Below are 18,516 nucleotides of genomic sequence, written 5' to 3' on the forward strand. Positions count from 1 at the left end.
ATATTAATAATAATTAATAATATAATTAATAATAATCTAATATAATATTAATTAATTAAGAAAAACTAAAGGGAAAAAAGCCATGAAGTTTAAAATTAAAAGTCAACTATTATTAACAAACATTAAAAGAATTATTAAAATATCACCATCTAATCCAATTAATGAAATTCATAAAAATTTAAAAGTTGAAGTTGAAACGAACAAAATTACTTTTTCCAGCTTAAATGAAAAAGGATTTTTAAATTTTTTCATTTTAACTGAAGAAGAAAAATTAGAAGTTTATGAAACAGGAAAATTTTTAATTAATCTTAAAATCCTTTATGAAATTATTAACAAATTAAAAGATGAATGAATTCTTTTTGAAATAAAAATTAATTCATTAGTTATTAATAATTTTGATAAAGATAATAATTTCACTTTTAAATTAAATACATTAGACATTAATAATTTTCCAAATTTGGATTTTAATAAAAGTAACAATCCAATCAGTATTACAAAGAAAATTATTGAAGAAATTAATAATCAAATTAATTTTGTTATTAACACTAATAATTCAAATAATATTTTACGAGGAATTAACTTTAGTTTTAGTAAAGATAGTTTATTAATTACTGGTACTGATCGTGTCTCAATGGCACAGAAAAAATTTCAAATTAAAAATGAAACTTTTAATCAAGATATAACAATTCCAATTTTCTTATTAAATGATATTGAAAAGATTGCTAATGATATTGATAGTAATTATTATTTTTACTTAAATGATGATCAAACTTTAATTATTGAAATTGATAATTTTTTATTTAAAGGTCGGTTAATTGAAGGACAATATCCAAAAATTCAAAATGTTATTCAACAGTATTTAAATTCAAATAATAAGGAAATTATTGTTATTAATGATTTAAAAACTTTTTTGAATACAATTGAATTAGCAGTAGTTTTAGCAAAAAAAGAAATAATTCCTTTAATACAATTACTTTTTGATAAAACAAATAAAAAAATTGAAATTATTTGTATTTCTAATAATAATAGTTTTGGTGAAGTACATGAACAATTTAATAATGTAACTTTCTTAACAAAAGCAGCAAAACAAGAAGAATTTATAACTGTTAATGCTAGAAATAATAATATTGATGGATTGCAAGAACAATCTAGTAGTCTAACGATTTTAAAACAAGAACAAGAAGATAAATTTAAAATTGTTTTTAATTATTATTTATTAACTTATGCTTTAAAAACTTTCATCAAATGTAAACAAGTTACTTTAAATATTATTAGTAATTATAATTGTCATACAATAATTACTAGCGAAGAAGAACCAACTTTAACTCAATTAGTATTACCTATTATTAAAAATTAAAAAAGCTATTTAAAATAGCTTTTATTTACTATTATTGTTAGGATTTTTTTCCATTTAATACAATTAATAGTTAAGAATATTAAGTTAAATTTTAAAACTTTTTTGCTGCTTCTTTAATATATTTTTCAAATTTTTTCATTGTTTTTTCAGGTCCTAAATCAACTAAACTATCACCTTTTTCTAGTGATTGAGTACCAATAACTAATTTAACATCATTGTCGTGCGGTTCTTTAACTTTTGTACCACAAACAAGAATTGATGGTGCTACAGTAGCACCAGTAAATTTTCAAGTTTCTTCTAAATATTTAGCATGATTTCCTCATAAGTATCAACCGTATGGTGCACCTTGTGTTGCTAAAATTTGAACTTTTAGTTTTGTTAATAATCCAACTGCATCACCTTGTTTACTATATTTGTAAGAAAAAGTTTTATTTGCAACTAAAACATGATCTAAATAATTTTTTGTCATACTTGTAACATTAAAATTAGTCATAGGTGTTACAAAAATTAATTTATTAACTGATTTTAGTTGATCAATATATTTATCACTATCTTCTTGATTGAAAAAGTTATTAAAATTACGAGTTGTTAATGTTATTGAAGCCATTGGTAAATCATTAAGATTTAAATGAATAATTTCATCTTTAGGATTAGCTTCTTGATAAAATTTAACAAAAGTTTTTGTTAAAGCGACTGAAAAAGATGCTTTTTCATCAATCATTGAAGAATTTATTACTAAAACTTTATTTGCCATTTTTTTCTCCTTAAACTTTAATGTTTAATATTAATTTGATTTTAACATAATTAATAACATTAAAAAAATCAAAAAAATTTTAAATATTTATTTAAAATAATACATGTTAAAATATTTTTGAATTAAGTATTAAAAAAATTATAAAAATAAAATTATTGTATTTTAACATTATAATTATTGAATTTTTAGTAATTCAAATTTTTCTTTTGTTACGGCAACAATAATTTTGGAGCGATCTTGAATGAGTTTAGTAACAATTGAAAATTTATCATATGAAACAAGTACTAAAAAGTTATATCAAAATGCTAGTTTTAAAATAAATAAAGGTGAACATATTGCTTTAATTGGTGCTAATGGCACTGGAAAAACTACTTTATTAAATATTATTAATCAAAATATTAAATCAGACCAAGGAATAATTAATTTTTCTGTTAATGTCAAAATTGGTTATTTAGATCAACATTTAATAGTTGACAATAATTTAACTGTTGATCAATATTTAAAAACTAATTATCAAAGTCTATTTGATAAAGAAACAAAAATGAATGATTTATATCAAAAAATGGCAGAAGATTATCAAGAATCAATGTTAGAACAAGCTTTAAAAATTCAACATGAATTAGATATTAGTAATTTTAATACCATTAATAAAACAATTAATAGTTTAATTACTGGTTTAAGCATTAATAAAATGTTATTAAATCAAAAATTAGTTACTATTAGTGGTGGTCAAAAAAATAAAATTTTATTGGCGAAACTTTTATTATCAAATTACGATTTATTATTGTTAGATGAACCAACTAATTTTTTAGATATTAAACAAATTAATTGATTAGCTAATTTTTTACAAAATTATCAAAAAGCCTTTATTGTTGTTTCTCATGATCAAAAGTTTGTTAATCAAGTTGCTAATATTATTTATGAAATTGATAATTTAACTTTTAATCGTTATGTTGGTAATTATGATAATTATTTAACTTTAAAGGATACAAATCAAAAGCAATATACAAAAAAATATAAAGTTCAACAAGGACATATTAAGAAAATGGAAGAATTTATTGCTAAAAATAAAGCTAAAGCTAGCAAGGCCAAAAGTGCTCAATCACGAGTAAAACAATTAGCAAAAATGGAAATTTTAACTAAACCTCAGACGATACAATTACCACCTAATTTTCACTTTCAAACAAAGAAAACTACTAGTAATGTTATTCTTAATAGTAATAATTTAATAATTGGTTATCAAAAACCATTAATTAATCCACTTAATTTTACAATTAAAGCTAACGAAAAATGATTAATTAAAGGTGATAATGGTGTTGGAAAAACTACATTATTACAAACAATTACTAGTTATCTTAAACCTCTTAGTGGCAAGGTTATTCTTGCTGATAATCTTTTAATTGGATATTTTCAACAAATTATTAATTTACAAGATTTAACACCAATTCAATATTTGCAAGAATTAAATCAGCAATTAGCTGATAATCAAATCAAAACTTTATTAGCAAGTTTTGGTCTTAAAGGTGGGTTAATGTTTCAATCAATTAAAACTTTATCAGGCGGTGAACAAACAAAAGTTCAGTTAGCTGCTTTATCGACAAAACAATATCATTTATTAATTATGGATGAGCCAACTAATCACTTAGATAGTAGTGCGAAAATCGCTTTACTTAATGCGATTAATAAATTTTCTGGAGCAATAATTTTAACGACTCATGATCTTAATTTTGATCAAACATGAGCTAATCATACTTTAAATTTTTCTGATTGAATAATTACAAAATAATAGGAGTTTTTCCTGTTTTTTATTAGTTAAATATCCTTGGTAATGACTTTAAGTTTCTATTGTTTGTTGTGGAAATTAACCGCTAATCTTCCTTGTTTTTATTAGTAAAAAAAGGTATAATTTATATAGAAAAAAATTAATTAAAACTAGAAAATTATTAGTCTTTTTTTTATTTTTGATTAGTTTTTAGAATGGAGTAAGAATATTGAATAAAAATAAAAAAGATAATTATGATGCTGCATCAATTCAAGTTTTAGAAGGATTAGAAGCCGTTCGAAAACGTCCAGGTATGTATATTGGTTCAACTAGTGAACGTGGTTTACATCATTTGGTTTGAGAAATTGTTGATAACTCAATTGATGAAGTATTAGCTGGTTATTGTGATCGAATTGAAGTAACTATTACAAAAAATAATGAAATAATTGTTAAAGATAATGGTCGTGGCATTCCAACCGGAATTCATAAAAAAACTAAAGTTTCAACGGTTGAAACTGTTTTTACTGTATTACATGCTGGTGGTAAATTTGGAAATGGAACATATAAAGTTTCTGGTGGACTTCATGGTGTTGGTGCTTCGGTTGTTAATGCTTTAAGTGAATATTTAGAAGTTACGGTTTATAATGATAATAAAATTTATTTTCAAAGATTTATTAATGGTGGTAAAGTAGAAACACCATTAAAAGAAATTGGGACAACAAATCAAACTGGTACTGAAGTTTTATTTAAACCTGATTCAGAAGTTTTTACTGAAACAACTAATTTTAATTATCAAATTATTAAAACTAGATTACGACAATTAGCATTTTTAAATAAAGCAACAACGATAATCCTTACTGATGAGCGAGAAGCAAAACCAAAACAAGATACTTTTTTTTATCAAGGTGGAATTAAAGAGTATGTTGGTTTTTTAAATCAAAAATTTGAACCATTAAAACATGAAATTATTTATGGTGAATCAGAAAATCAAGATATTTTTAGTGAAATTGCTTTACAATACAATGATGGTGAAGAAAGTCAAATTCTTTCATTTTGTAATAACATTAATACACCAGAAGGTGGAACTCATGAAGATGGTTTTCGCTTAGCTTTAGTAAGAGAATTAAATAATTATGCTCGTGAACATAAAATGTTAAAAAGTAGTGATGAAAGTTTTTTAGCAGACGATGTTAAAGAAGGATTGGTTGTTATTATTTCAGTGAGACATCCAAATCCACAATACGAAGGACAAACTAAAACAAAGTTAGGTAACTCAGAAGTAAGAAGAATTCTTTCAAATGTTACTGGTAAGATTTTGAATCAGTTCTTATTAGAAAACCCAGCTGAAGCAAAAATTATTATTAATAAAGTTATGTTGTCTTTAAGTGCTAGATTAGCAGCTAAAAAAGCTCGTGAAACAGTTATTACTAATCGAAAAAATCCGTTACAATTTTCAATTTTACCAGGAAAGTTAGCAGACTGCTCTGTGAAAAATCCAGAACAAGCAGAGATTTTTTTAGTTGAAGGTGATTCTGCTGGTGGAACAGCAAAACTTGGTCGAAGAAGAGATTTTCAAGCAATTTTACCATTAAAGGGAAAAATTCTTAATGTTGAAAAAGCATATTTTACAAAAGTTTTTGCTGATCAAGAAGTTAAAAATTTAATCATTTCTTTAGGTTGTGGAATTGGTAGTGAATTTAATATTAGTAAAATTAGATATCATAAAGTTATTATTATGACTGATGCTGATGCTGATGGAGCACATATTAGAACATTGTTATTAACATTTTTCTATCGTTTTATGCGTCCTTTACTTGATGCTGGTTATATTTATATTGCTAAACCACCATTATATAAATTTCAAATTAATAAATTAATTAAATATGCTTATAATGATGAAGAATTAGAACAATTAAGAACAGAATATGATGGTAAAAATTATAATATTCAACGATATAAAGGTTTAGGAGAAATGAATGCTCTACAATTATGAGAGACAACAATGGACCCAGAAAATCGTGTGGTAGCACAAATAACTATTGATGATGCAGCAGAAGCTGATGAAGTTTTTGAAACATTTATGGGTAAAAGCGTTACTTCAAGAAAAGAATTTATTCAAGAAAATGCTAAATATGTTAAAGATATTGACATTTAAAAAGGAATTAAGTAATTATGGAAGATAATTTAAAAAAAACTGAACAAGAAGCATTAGTTAATGAAGCAGCTAATATTTCTGAACAAGTAAGAAAAGACTATTTATGATACGCTGTTTCAGTTATTACTGCTCGTGCACTACCTGATGCAAGAGATGGTTTAAAGCCAGTTCATCGTCGTATTTTATATAGTATGTTTAATTTAGGAATAACTCATGATAAACCCTATAAAAAATCGGCAAGAATTGTTGGTGAAGTAATTGGTAAATATCACCCTCATGGTGATACAGCAGTTTATGAATCAATGGTTAGAATGGCACAAAATTTCTCTTATCGTTATCCGTTAATTGATGGTCATGGTAACTTTGGTTCAATTGATGGTGATGGTCCCGCTGCGATGCGTTATACTGAATCACGAGTTAGTAAAATTGCTAGTGAATTAGTTAAAGATTTAGATAAGGAAACTGTTAACTTTATTCCTAATTTTGATGCTACCGAAAAAGAACCTGTTGTTTTACCTGCATATTTTCCTAATTTATTAGCAAATGGAACAATGGGAATTGCTGTTGCTATGGCGACAAGTATTCCACCTCATAATTTAAATGAAGTAATTGATGCGATTACTTATGTTTCTCGTAACCGTGATTGTGATGTTTTAGAACTATTAGATATTATTAAAGGACCAGATTTTCCAACCGGAGCAATTATTTTAGGAACAAGTAACTTAAGAAAAGGTTATGCTACTGGTCGAGCAGTTATTAAAGTTAGAAGCAAAACTTCATTTGAAAAATTGAACAATAAGAAACATGCAATTATTATTGAAGAGATACCTTATCAAGTAAATAAAACTAATTTAATTAATTCAATTGTTGATGCAGTTAAAGAAAAAAAGATTGAATATGTGACTGATTTAAGAGATGAATCTGATTATCAAGGAATTAGAATTGTTTTAGAATTGAAAGATGAAAGTTATCGTGAAGTTGTTTTAAATCAACTTTATAAATTCACTTCAGTTCAAACTTCTTTTATTATTAATTTAACAGCATTAGATCAATCAGTTCCAAAAACAATGAATTTAAAAGAATTAATTATTGCTTATCTTGATCATCAGATTGTTATGATTACTAATAAAGCAATTTTTGAATTAAAGAAAGCTGAAAGACAATATCATATTATTAGTGGTTTAGTTAAAGCATTAGAAAATATTGATGCTGTAATTGCTTTAATTAAAAAAGCACAAAGTACAAATGAAGCGATTAGTGGTTTACAAGAAAAATATGAGTTAAGTTTAGAACAAGCTAAAGCCATTTTAGAAATGAAGCTACAACGCTTGACAGGTTTAGAAAAAGTTAAATTAACTCAAGAGTTAGTTGCGCTTGAATTGCAAATTAAAAATCTAAAGTTTTTATTAGATAATGAAGAAGAAAAAGTTAAGTTATTAATTGATCGTTTAAATCAAATTAAGAAAAATTATGGTGATGAAAGAAGAACTGAAATCATTACTGATTTTGATGAAACAGATATTGATGATGAATCATGAATTAAAGAAGAACCAATTGCAATTATGTTATCAAAAAATAACTATATTAAAAGTCTACCTTTAGAAGTTTATCGTACTCAAAATCGTGGTGGTGTTGGTGTTAAAGCTTCAAATTCAATTAATGAAGAAGATGATATTGATAAACTTTTAGTTGCTTCAAACCATAGTGATATTTTATTTTTCACTTCAAAAGGTAAAGTTTATCGTCTTCGTGCTCATAAAATTCCAATGTTTAAATCAAAAACTGTTAAAGGAATGCCAATTATCAATTTAATTGGTATTGAAAAAGATGAAAAGATTAAGACTGTTATTAATATTTCCGAATATAGTGATAAAGAAAATTTAGTATTTATTACCAAAAAAGGAATTATTAAGCGTTCTAGTTTAACACACTTTAATTCAATTAGAAGTAATGGTAAAAAAGCGATTAATATTAAACCAGAAGATGAGTTAGTAGAAGTAATTAAAACTGATGGTAATAATCAATTAATTATTGCTGCTGCTAATGGTCGTGCAGTTAGAATTAATGAAACTCAAATTCGTTTAATGTCTCGTGAAGCAACGGGAATTAAGGGAATGAATGTTTCAGGAAGTTATGTAATTGGGATTTGTTCTAATGAAAATGCTAATTTGGTGCTTTCAATTAGTGAAAAAGGCTTTGGAAAAATTAGTGCTTTTGAAGATTATCGTTTATTAAATCGTGGATCTAAAGGAGTGCTTACTATGAAAACCAATGAAAAAACTGGAAAATTAATTACAATAAAAACATTAAATAACTCTTATAGTAGTACAGAATTATTAATGGTTACTTTAAAAGGTTTAACAATTCGTTTTTCTTTAGGTGATATTAGAATTACAGGTAGAAATACTAGAGGAGTTAAATTAATTAAATTAAAAAATCAAGAAGATAGTATTGGTGCAGTTGAAATTATTACTCCGATAGCTGATAGTAATATTAATAATTTAGACCAATCTAGAATTTAGTTTAATAATGGGGTGTGATAGTGATTGATATTAAAAAAATTCGTGAAAATTATCACGACATAGTTAAATTATTAAAAATTCGAAATCAGGATTTTTCTATTAATTTGAAGAAAATTGTTGTATTAGATCAAAAATGAAGAGATTTAAAAACAAAAACTCAAGTATTAGAAGCTAAACGCAATCAGAATTCTAAATTAATTGGTCAATTGATTAAGGAAAAAAATCTCGAAGAAGTAAAGAAAATTAAAAAACTTGTTAGTACTTTAAAAGTTACGATTGAAAAAAATAATCAATTAATTGCTGAACTTGAAAAGAGTATTGATCAAGAATTATTAAGCTTGCCTAATATTCCTAATAAATCAGTACCAAAAGGTAAAGATGAAGATGATAATAAAAAGATTAGAAGTTGAGGTAAAATTACTAAAAAAACTAATAAACCACATTGAGAAATTGCTGAAAAATTTAAGTTAATTGATTTTTCTCGTGCAACTAAACTTAGTGGTTCTCGCTTTATTTTATATACTAATCACGGTGCTAAATTAGTTCGGGCTTTATTTAATTTTATGCTTGACCAGCATAGTAAAAATGATTATATTGAACACTTGCCACCATTAATTGTTAATAGTAATGTTTTGCAAGGAACAGGACAATTACCAAAATTTAAAGATGATCAGTTTAAAATTGAAAATCGTGATCAGTATTTAATTCCAACAGCTGAAGTTCCTTTAACTAATATTTATCGCGATGAAATTATTAAATATGATACTTTACCATTAAAAATGTGTGCTTATACGCCATGTTTTCGTTTAGAGGCAGGCTCATCAGGAAAGGATACTCGTGGTATTATTAGACTTCATCAATTTAATAAAGTTGAATTAGTACAAATAGTTAAACCAGAAGATTCTTATCAAGCTTTGGAAAATTTAACTCAAGATGCAGAAAATATTTTAAAATTATTAAAAATTCCCTATCGTGTTGTTACTTTGTGTGGTGGTGACTTAGGTTTTAGTGCTGCTAAAACTTATGATATTGAGTTATGATTGCCAAGTCAGGGTCGTTATCGTGAAGTTTCTTCATGTAGTAATTGTGAAGATTTTCAAGCACGAAGAATGAATTTACGAGCAATTGATGAAAATGAAAAGAAAATTATCCCACATACTTTAAATGGTTCAGGATTGGCGATTGAAAGAGTCTTGGCAGCCATTTTAGAAAATTATTATGATGAAAAAAAAGATCTAATTGTTATTCCAAATGCTTTAAGACCTTATCTTAATAATTTGCAAGCAATTAAATTAAATGAAGAAAAATAATAATTTCAGATAAGATAACTATTATCGCAATATCTCCTATTAATGTTTCACGTGAAACATTAATAGAATTGTTGAAAATATTTATAAAAAAGTAATTGTTTATAACTTTTTTATAAAAAATTGTTATAATATATATGCCATTACAACAATTACATTCGAACCTGGTCAGGACTGAAAAGTAGCAGCCATAAGACTAAGAATTGTGTGTAGTGGTTTTTATATATTGAAATTTTAAAATAAATATGAAAATGTTTCACGTGAAACATTGTAAAATACTATTTGAAAGAATATGAAAGACAAGGTAATAAAATATCTAATGAATAATCAAAAATATATGAAAATAGCTCTAGATTTAGCAAAAAAAGCTGAAACTAATCGTGATATTCCTGTTGGTGCGATTGTTGTTGATAAAAATGGTAACATTTTAGGTAAAGGTTATAACAAAAAGGAAAAAGACCAAGATTCAATTAAACATGCCGAAATTATTGCTATTAGCAATGCCTGTAAAAAGAATGGCAGTTGAAGGTTAGAAGATTGTACTATTTATTCAACTTTAGAACCTTGTTTGATGTGTTTAGGTGCAATTTTAGAATCACGAATTAGTTTAATTGTTTTTGGTTTAGTTTCAGAAAAATTTGGATGTATTAATCTTTTAGATAAATTGAAAAATAATAAAGATTTTAATCATTCAATTAATTATAGTTATGATTTAACATTATTCAGTAGAGAAATGTTACAATCTTTTTTTAATAAATTACGTAATCAAAATGATATTATATAATTAAATTGGAGGTTAACTATGGATTATAAAGCTTTATATCGTAAATATCGGCCAAGTAAGTTTAATGAAGTAATTGGTCAAACTGATATTGTAACAATCTTAAAAAATTCTATTATTAATAAATCTTTTGCTCATGCTTATTTATTTTCTGGTCCAAAAGGAGTTGGAAAGACATCAGTTGCTAAAATTTTAGCAAAAACAATTAATTGTCAAAATAATGTTGCTGGTGAAGCATGCGATCAATGTGATAATTGTAAATTTATTAATAATAATGGTGATGAAATTGATATTTTAGAAATTGATGGTGCTTCTAATAATGGTGTTGAAGAAGTAAGAAGAATCCGTAATAATATCAATTTGCTACCAATGAATTTAAAATATAAAGTTTATATTATTGATGAAGTTCATATGTTAACTACTTCTGCTTTTAATGCATTATTAAAAACTTTAGAAGAACCGCCAACTCATATTATTTTTATTCTTGCAACAACTGAACCATATAAGATTCCTGATACAATTATTTCTCGTTGCCAATGATTTCAGTTTGAAAAAATTAATAATTCTGATTTGGTTAAAATTTTTCAAGATATTTTAACTAAAGAAAAAATTGTTTTTGAAATACCAGCTTTAAATCAATTAGCATTGTTTAGTCAAGGATCATTACGAGATGGAATTAATAGTTTAGAAAAAGTTTTTAACTTTTCTAATAATATTACACTTTTAAGTGTTAATAAACTTTACAATGTTCTGTCATTAGAACAAAAGATTAATTTTTTGATAGATATTTTAAATCAAGATATTAATAAAATAGTTTTAAGTCTTGAGAATATTAATAATTATTTAACTAATTTTAAAAAGTTTTTAATTGAAATGACTTATATTGTTCAAGATTTATTAATTTATCGCTTAACTAATAATATTAAAATTAGTAAATATTTAACTTTAGAAATAATAAATGTCTTTAATAATGTTACTGAGCAAGATTTAAAGCAAATTTTAAATCTTTTTGAAACAATTATGATGTTAAATTTTGATGATGAAAGTTTAAAAGTTTTATTAGTGACAAAAATTTTAACATTATTTGATCAAGTAGCTAAATATGATTTATCTTATCAACAAGACGATACTTTAAAAGTAGTAGTAAAGTCTGAATCTGAAGAGCAGGAAATAAGAGAAAAAATAGTAAGTAATGAATTAGAATCATTGCCAATAAAGGAAAAACCACAAATTAGTAATAGTTCTATTAATAATGATGTTAAAATTGATCGAGAATTATTTAATAATGTTCTTAATGTTATTATTCAAGCTAATAAAGAAATTAGAAAAGAATTAAAAAATTATTGAATAAAAATTGACCAATTAACTGAAAACCATAAGTTTCATGATTTTAGTAAAACTTATTTAAATACTCTTATTAGTGCTGCCAGTGCTAACGCGGTTGTTATTATTTGTGATAATATTATTCAAGCAGATTTGATTAATAAGAATTTTTCTGATCAAGAACATCGAAATTTTTTAAATTTTGTTTTGCAAAAAGAGTATATGATTTATGCTCTTGATCGTAAACAATGAAAAGTTGTTGGAGAAAAATATCAAACTTTATTAAAAGATAATAAATTACCTGCAGCAAAACCAATTATCCTTCCTGAAGTGATAATAAAAGAAAAGATAGTACCTAAAAATGAAACATTAGTTTTTTTACAAAATATTTTTGGCGAAATTGAAGAAATATAAATTTTTAAAATTTTAGGGAAATTAGTTAAAATTAAAAATGAGGTGAAAAAATGAATAATTTTCAACAAATGTTAAATCAAGCAAAAATGGCACAAAAAAAACATGAACAATTTAAAAAAGAGGAATTTAAATTCTCAAAACAAGGAGATTTAATTAAGATTATTGTTTCTGGTTCTTATAAAGTTGATTTAAAAATTAATTTTCAAGAACTTTTAATAATGGTAGAAAATGATTATGAAATGTTAAATGATATGATTCAAGTAGCAGTTAACGAAGCAATTTCTGAAGTTAAAAAGATGGAAAGCAAAATTATTAATGTTATGTAGCATTAATAAATTTTAATGACGATGATATTTATTAGTTTTGAAGGTCCAGAAGGTTCTGGAAAGAGCAGTGTTCTTGCTAAATTAAAAGAACGATTTTCAAATGAAGGAATTGAAATAACTACCACAAGAGAACCAGGTGGCAGTATTATTTCCGAGCAAATTAGAAAAATAATTTTAAATGAAACAAACACTTTAATGGATGCTTGAACTGAGGTTTTATTATACATTGCAGCAAGAAGACAGCATCTGGTTGAAAAAATTTTTCCAGAAAAAAATAGCAAGAAAATTATTATCTGTGATCGGTTTTCTGATTCAACATTAGCGTATCAAGGTTATGGTCGGAAATTAGATATTAAAAAAATTAATACAATTCAAGATATTGCGTTTGATAATTTTAAACCAAATTTAACAATTTTATTTAATGTTAAACCAGAAATTGGATTGCAACGAATTAAAGAACGCAGTAAAAGTGAACAAAATCGTTTGGATAATGAAGATTTATCATTTCATCAATTAGTTTATCAAGGGTATCAAGAAATCGCAAAAAATAATCAAGATCGAATTAAGGTAATTGATGCCAGTAAAAGTTTTGAACAAGTATTAACAGAAACTTATCAAATTATTAAGCAATTTATTACTAAATAATATAATTAATTGAGGTTAATTATGAACGAAAGTAATCAAGAAAATCAAAATTTTAATTTTTTTTTAGATTTAAAATTTATTCCACAAGTTATCCTTTTATCGTCAAAAGATAATTCTTTTCAATTTGCAATTAATAGTTTATTGAAAAAAATTGTTTGTCAGAAAGAAATTTGTTCTGATAAACAACTTTGTAATAATTGTCAAAAAATAATTAATAATTCTTATTTGGATTTAACTAAATATCAATTTAATAAAACAAATTCAATGAAAAAACAAGATGTTATTAGTATTATTAATAAATTATCCTTACAAAGTTTAGAAACAGGTAATCCGAAAATTTGTTTACTTGAAGGAATTGAATATAATTCTTTAGAAGCAAGTAATAGTTTTTTGAAATTTTTAGAAACTGTTCCTAATAATACATTTTTAATTTTAACAACAACTAAAATTGAGAAAATATTACCAACAATTATTTCTCGCTGTCAGATTTTTAATATACCTAAAATAAAAAATAATAAATCTAATTTTTTAAATTGAGAAAAAATTGAAAAAGAACAACAAGAATTAATATTAAACTTGGTAACAAGCTTTATTAATTATGATAATGAAGGTAATTTTACTGAAAATTTTTTTTTAATTAAAAAAATCCTTAGTTTAAAAGAAAACTTGATTTTATTTTTTCAATTATTATTAACAATAACAGAAGATAAAATTATGAAATTAAATAATATAACATCATTAAACAATCAGTTAATTAATGATTTTACTAGTAGTTGAAATAATCAAGATCAATTATTTTTGAAAAATTTAATTAAAGTCTTAATTGAAACTATTAATAAAATTAATAATGTTAATAATCTTAATTGAAACTTATTATTAAATGCTTTTTTTATTAATATTTACCAAGGATTAGAAAATGACAAATTATAAAACTTTAAAATTAAAAATAGCAAATGAAAATATCACAATTTTACAAAGAAAAGATATGTTTTGTATATCTTTAGATACAGTTTTGTTAATTAATTTTATTAAAATTAAAAATCAAACTAAAACTTTAATTGATTTTGGAACTAACAATGGTGCCATTGCAATTTTATTAGCTAAGAAATATCCAATTAAGATTATCGGCATTGAAATCCAAAAAGAGGCGGTTACTTTAGCACTGGAAAATGTTGTTAAAAATGATTTAACAAAACAAGTAACAATTATTCAGCAAGATATTAAAGTTTATGCTGATGAAAATTTTAATCAGAAAGTTGATATTATTGTTTGCAATCCACCATTTTTTCCTTTATTAGAAAAAACTAATCTTAAGTTTGAACCATTGAAAGCAGCAGCAAGACATGAATTATATATTGACTTAGCAACAATTGTTGCAAGTGCAGCAAAATTATTAAAAGTTAAAGGTAAATTTTTTATAATTTATCCTGCTTTTAGACTTGATCAATTATTAATTACTTTAAAACAAAATAATTTTTCAATTAAAAGAATGCAAATGGTTTATCCAAAAATTAATAAAAATGCTAGTAGTGTATTAATTGAAGCGGTTTTTAATACTAATGATGGTTTGATTATTGAACCGCCATTAATTTGCCATAATGATAATAATAGTTACGTTAGTGAAATAGCAAAATGATATAATAAAAACAATAATGAATAAGGAATATTTTCATGGTTTATCTTACTTGATTAGGAAAATTAAATAAAAATTTAAATTATCTTGTTGCCGTATCTGGTGGACCTGATAGTATGTTTTTACTAGATAATTTAGTAAAGAATAATTTTGATATTGTTGTTTGTCATGTAAATTATCATAAAAGATGAAGTAGTAATGTTGATCAAAAAATTATTGAAGATTATTGTAAAGAACATAATATCAGATTAGAAATTAAAAATGTTAAAGCTTCTGAGTATACTAAGGGAAATTTCCAAGATCAAGCACGAGTAATTCGTTATGATTTTTTTAATGAGATTGCTCAAAAATATCAAATTTACAATTTGGTTGTGGCTCATCATGTTTATGATTTGCTGGAAACTTATTTAATTCAAAAACAAAGAAAAGCGATTGTTTCTTATTATGGATTAAAATTTAAAAGTACTTATAAAAGTTTGTCAATTTATCGTCCAATGCTAGAATTAAAAAAAGAAGACATAATTGATTATTTAACATTGTATCGAGTTAAATATGGTTTTGATGAAACAAATGAATTAGAAATTTATGAAAGAAATAAAATTCGTCAACAAACAATTAATAAGTTAACAGATCTTGACATTAATTTAATGTTAAGTGAAATTAAAGAATTAAATAGCGAACAAGAGTTATTAAAAGATCAATTAGAAGTAATTTATAACTCAGTTATTGTTGCTGATGATACTTTGTCAGTTAATGAATTTCATAAATATAATGATAATTTTCGTTTACAACAAATGATTGTTTATGAATTTTTATTTAATTATAGTGAAGATTTAGTTTTAAGATTAAAGAAGGCTAAAATTAAAGAAATTGTTAGAGTTTTAACAAAATCAAAACGACCAAATATTACTATTAGTTTAACTCACAATATTAGTTTAATTAAAGAATATAATTATGTTTATATTAATGAAAAAACTTCAGTTAAAGATTATCAATACACTATTAAAAAAATTGCTGATTATGATTTTAATGAGATTAAAATTTTTAAAAATGTACCAACTTCAGGTAAATTTCAAGCATTACATGTTAATAAAGAAGAGTTTCCTTTAACGATTAAAAATAATAGTGGTAAAGAACAAATTATTGTTAGTTTTGGAACAAAAAAGATTAATCGTTTATTCATTGATAATAAAATTCCTTATCGTCAAAGACAAACTTGGCCAGTAATTGTTAATGCTCAAAATCAAATTATTTCGGTTCCTGGTTTGGCGATTAGTAAAGATCATCTTGATTCAGAACCAAATATTTTTATTATTAAATAATTTTTTAATTTGTTTGTTATTTGTTTATTTTATTAAGTTTACTAATAATTAGTTTATAATCATTATAGTTAATGAAATTAAATAATAAAAGAGTGACATTTTTATTATTTTAAGTTATATTATTATACATAGTTAAAAAATATGGAAAGAAATTAAAATAGGTGAAATTTTATAATGCAACCAAAAATGAAAATTAATTGAATGGTCATTCTTGTATTTATTTTATTTTTGGCCTTTGTTGGTTTTTTAATTTGATATTTTCTTAAAGGTAATGTTGTTAAATTAACAGAAAATCAATTACTTACTTTATTTCAAGCTGGTGAATTAAATAGTTTAAAGGGTATTATAATTAGTAATGGTTTTTCTGTTGCTTTTGATCCAAGTACCGTTCATTTAGATGGTTATTTAAAAACGGATGATGGTAAGATTATTCATTATGCTGCAACATTATATACAGGATTTTGAGAAAGTAAAATTATGCCATTATTTGAGAGTGGCTCAGGTTCAAAAGTTATCGGTATAAATTATTGAGTCTCTGATAATCAAGCTGTTTCAATTTGAAAAAATCTCTTAGTTAATTTATTACCAGTATTAATTTTAATTTTTGGTTCATTCTGATTACTATCAAGATTAAGTAAATCTAGTGCTGGTGGTATGAATCCTTTTTCAATGGGGAAAAATCGTGCCAGAACTCAAAAATCAGAAACAAAATTTAGTGATGTTGCTGGAATTAAAGAAGAAAAATTAGAATTAGAAGAAATTGTTGATTATTTAAAGTTTCCACAGCGTTATTCTCAAATGGGTGCAAGAACCCCTAAAGGAGTTCTTTTAGTTGGACCTCCTGGAACAGGTAAAACATTACTTGCGAAAGCAGTAGCTGGTGAAGCTGGAGTACCATTCTTTTCAATCTCAGGTGCTGAATTTGAAGAAGTTTTTGTTGGAGTTGGTGCTTCAAGAGTAAGAGAAATGTTTACTGCTGCAAAAAAATCTGCTCCTTGTATTATTTTTATTGATGAAATTGATGCTGTAGGAAGAAAACGAGCTTCAGCAGCAACAACAGCAAATGAACAAACTTTAAATCAATTGTTAGTTGAAATGGATGGTTTTGAAACAAATGTTGGAATTATCATTATGGCAGCAACTAACAGACGTGATGTGCTTGATGAAGCTTTATTAAGACCGGGAAGATTTGACCGTGAAATTAGTTTAAGTTTACCTGATATTAAAGAACGAGAAGCAATTTTAAGATTACATGCGCGAAACAAAAATATTTCACCTAAAGTTAATTTTGAAAGAATTGCTGAAAGAACACCAGGATTTAGTGGTGCTCAATTAGAAAATGTTTTAAATGAAGCAACTTTGCTTGCTGTAAGACACCATAAGAATGTTATTGGTTTAGTAGAAATTGATGAAGCGATTGATCGTGTTGTTGGTGGGCCTGCTAAAACTTCAAGAGTTATTACAAAAAATGATAAGAAAATTGTTTCTTACCATGAAGCTGGACATGCTTTAATTGGATTAAGATTAGAATATGCTTCAAAGGTTCAAAAAGTAACAATTATTCCACGAGGTCAAGCTGGTGGATATACAATTATGACGCCAAAAGAAGAAACAATGTTTTATTCTAAGACACATTTAATTGCCACAGTTACTGGTTACTTAGGCGGTAGAGCCTCAGAAGAAATAATTTTTGGTAAACCTAATGTAACTACTGGTGCTCATGATGACTTGCAAAAAGCAACAACAATTGCAAGAAGAATGATTACTGAGTATGGAATGTCGGATAATTTAGGATTGGCACAATTTGAAAATCCAGCTGAATCTGGAAATCCATTTGCTCAAAGTACAATTTCTAATAATATTGCTAATAAAATTGATGATGAAGTAAAACAAATGTTAGATCAATGTTATCAAGAAGCAATTAAGTTAATTAAAGCAAATCGTAAAACTTTAGATTTAATTGCTACTTCTTTAATGACATTAGAAACAATTACTGCAGAACAAATTGAATATATTAATGAACATGATAAGTTACCGCAAGAAGTATTAGAAAGACAAAAAGACTTTAAAAAAGGTGAAAGTAAAAAAAATTCATCAGATGATACAGATGAAAGTGCTCATGATGGTAGTGAACACGAATCTGATGAAACAATTTCAGTAACTCCAAAGAAAAAGTAATTTTCAAAATAAGTAAATTTAACAATTCTTGCTTTTG

14 protein-coding genes and 1 other RNA gene are annotated in these 18,516 nt (G+C 24.8%); 14 read left to right on the forward strand and 1 reads right to left on the reverse strand.

The window, feature by feature from the left end:
- Positions 1 to 82: 82 nt before the first annotated feature.
- Complete coding sequence (gene dnaN, locus LT335_RS01890) at positions 83 to 1,357, forward strand: DNA polymerase III subunit beta (RefSeq protein WP_249728236.1); 1,275 nt, start codon at positions 83 to 85, stop codon at positions 1,355 to 1,357.
- Positions 1,358 to 1,448: 91 nt separating this feature from the next.
- On the opposite strand, the gene LT335_RS01895 is transcribed toward dnaN, so the two are convergent.
- Positions 1,449 to 2,111 carry an FMN-dependent NADH-azoreductase gene (locus LT335_RS01895; protein ID WP_249728238.1) on the reverse strand — a complete coding sequence of 221 codons (663 nt, stop codon included), beginning with the start codon at positions 2,109 to 2,111 and terminating at the stop codon, positions 1,449 to 1,451.
- Positions 2,112 to 2,352: 241 nt separating this feature from the next.
- Between LT335_RS01895 and LT335_RS04515 the strand changes: the two genes are divergently transcribed.
- The 13 genes from LT335_RS04515 to ftsH all read left to right on the forward strand — a co-directional run bounded on the left by LT335_RS04515 (position 2,353) and on the right by ftsH (position 18,479).
- On the forward strand, positions 2,353 to 3,897 hold the full coding sequence (locus LT335_RS04515) for an ABC-F family ATP-binding cassette domain-containing protein (RefSeq protein WP_249728239.1): 1,545 nt from the start codon (positions 2,353 to 2,355) through the stop codon (positions 3,895 to 3,897).
- Between the two features lie 202 nt (positions 3,898 to 4,099).
- Positions 4,100 to 6,028: a DNA topoisomerase (ATP-hydrolyzing) subunit B gene (gyrB, locus tag LT335_RS01905; protein WP_284069513.1), complete on the forward strand. Its 1,929-nt coding sequence runs from the start codon at positions 4,100 to 4,102 to the stop codon at positions 6,026 to 6,028.
- Positions 6,029 to 6,045: 17 nt separating this feature from the next.
- Complete coding sequence (gene gyrA, locus LT335_RS01910; RefSeq protein WP_249728242.1) at positions 6,046 to 8,550, forward strand: DNA topoisomerase (ATP-hydrolyzing) subunit A; 2,505 nt, start codon at positions 6,046 to 6,048, stop codon at positions 8,548 to 8,550.
- 20 nt (positions 8,551 to 8,570) lie between these two features.
- Positions 8,571 to 9,860, forward strand: a complete 1,290-nt coding sequence (gene serS, locus LT335_RS01915; RefSeq protein WP_249728243.1) for a serine--tRNA ligase — start codon at positions 8,571 to 8,573, stop codon at positions 9,858 to 9,860.
- Between the two features lie 129 nt (positions 9,861 to 9,989).
- Positions 9,990 to 10,086: signal recognition particle sRNA small type (gene ffs, locus LT335_RS01920), an RNA gene on the forward strand.
- Positions 10,087 to 10,176: 90 nt separating this feature from the next.
- The gene (locus LT335_RS01925) at positions 10,177 to 10,641 is read left to right on the forward strand and encodes a nucleoside deaminase (protein WP_249728244.1); all 465 of its coding nucleotides are present in this window, start codon (positions 10,177 to 10,179) and stop codon (positions 10,639 to 10,641) included.
- An 18-nt stretch (positions 10,642 to 10,659) separates the two neighbouring features.
- Positions 10,660 to 12,375, forward strand: coding sequence for a DNA polymerase III subunit gamma/tau (dnaX, locus tag LT335_RS01930; protein WP_249728246.1), 1,716 nt, complete (start codon positions 10,660 to 10,662; stop codon positions 12,373 to 12,375).
- 50 nt (positions 12,376 to 12,425) lie between these two features.
- Positions 12,426 to 12,701, forward strand: a complete 276-nt coding sequence (locus tag LT335_RS01935) for a YbaB/EbfC family nucleoid-associated protein (protein ID WP_249728247.1) — start codon at positions 12,426 to 12,428, stop codon at positions 12,699 to 12,701.
- Between the two features lie 15 nt (positions 12,702 to 12,716).
- On the forward strand, positions 12,717 to 13,346 hold the full coding sequence (tmk, locus tag LT335_RS01940; protein WP_249728248.1) for a dTMP kinase: 630 nt from the start codon (positions 12,717 to 12,719) through the stop codon (positions 13,344 to 13,346).
- 21 nt (positions 13,347 to 13,367) lie between these two features.
- Positions 13,368 to 14,276 carry a DNA polymerase III delta subunit-related protein gene (locus LT335_RS01945; RefSeq protein WP_249728250.1) on the forward strand — a complete coding sequence of 303 codons (909 nt, stop codon included), beginning with the start codon at positions 13,368 to 13,370 and terminating at the stop codon, positions 14,274 to 14,276.
- Positions 14,263 to 15,006, forward strand: coding sequence for a tRNA1(Val) (adenine(37)-N6)-methyltransferase (locus LT335_RS01950; RefSeq protein WP_249728251.1), 744 nt, complete (start codon positions 14,263 to 14,265; stop codon positions 15,004 to 15,006). Before LT335_RS01945 ends, LT335_RS01950 begins: the two co-directional genes overlap by 14 nt.
- A gap of 11 nt (positions 15,007 to 15,017) precedes the next feature.
- Complete coding sequence (tilS, locus tag LT335_RS01955) at positions 15,018 to 16,301, forward strand: tRNA lysidine(34) synthetase TilS (protein WP_249728253.1); 1,284 nt, start codon at positions 15,018 to 15,020, stop codon at positions 16,299 to 16,301.
- A gap of 174 nt (positions 16,302 to 16,475) precedes the next feature.
- Positions 16,476 to 18,479 carry an ATP-dependent zinc metalloprotease FtsH gene (ftsH, locus tag LT335_RS01960; protein ID WP_249728254.1) on the forward strand — a complete coding sequence of 668 codons (2,004 nt, stop codon included), beginning with the start codon at positions 16,476 to 16,478 and terminating at the stop codon, positions 18,477 to 18,479.
- The last annotated feature ends 37 nt before the right edge of the window (positions 18,480 to 18,516 follow it).

Origin of the sequence: Spiroplasma attinicola, assembly GCF_023509825.1 — a bacterium.
Classification (GTDB): domain Bacteria; phylum Bacillota_I; class Bacilli_A; order Mycoplasmatales; family VBWQ01; genus Spiroplasma_D; species Spiroplasma_D attinicola.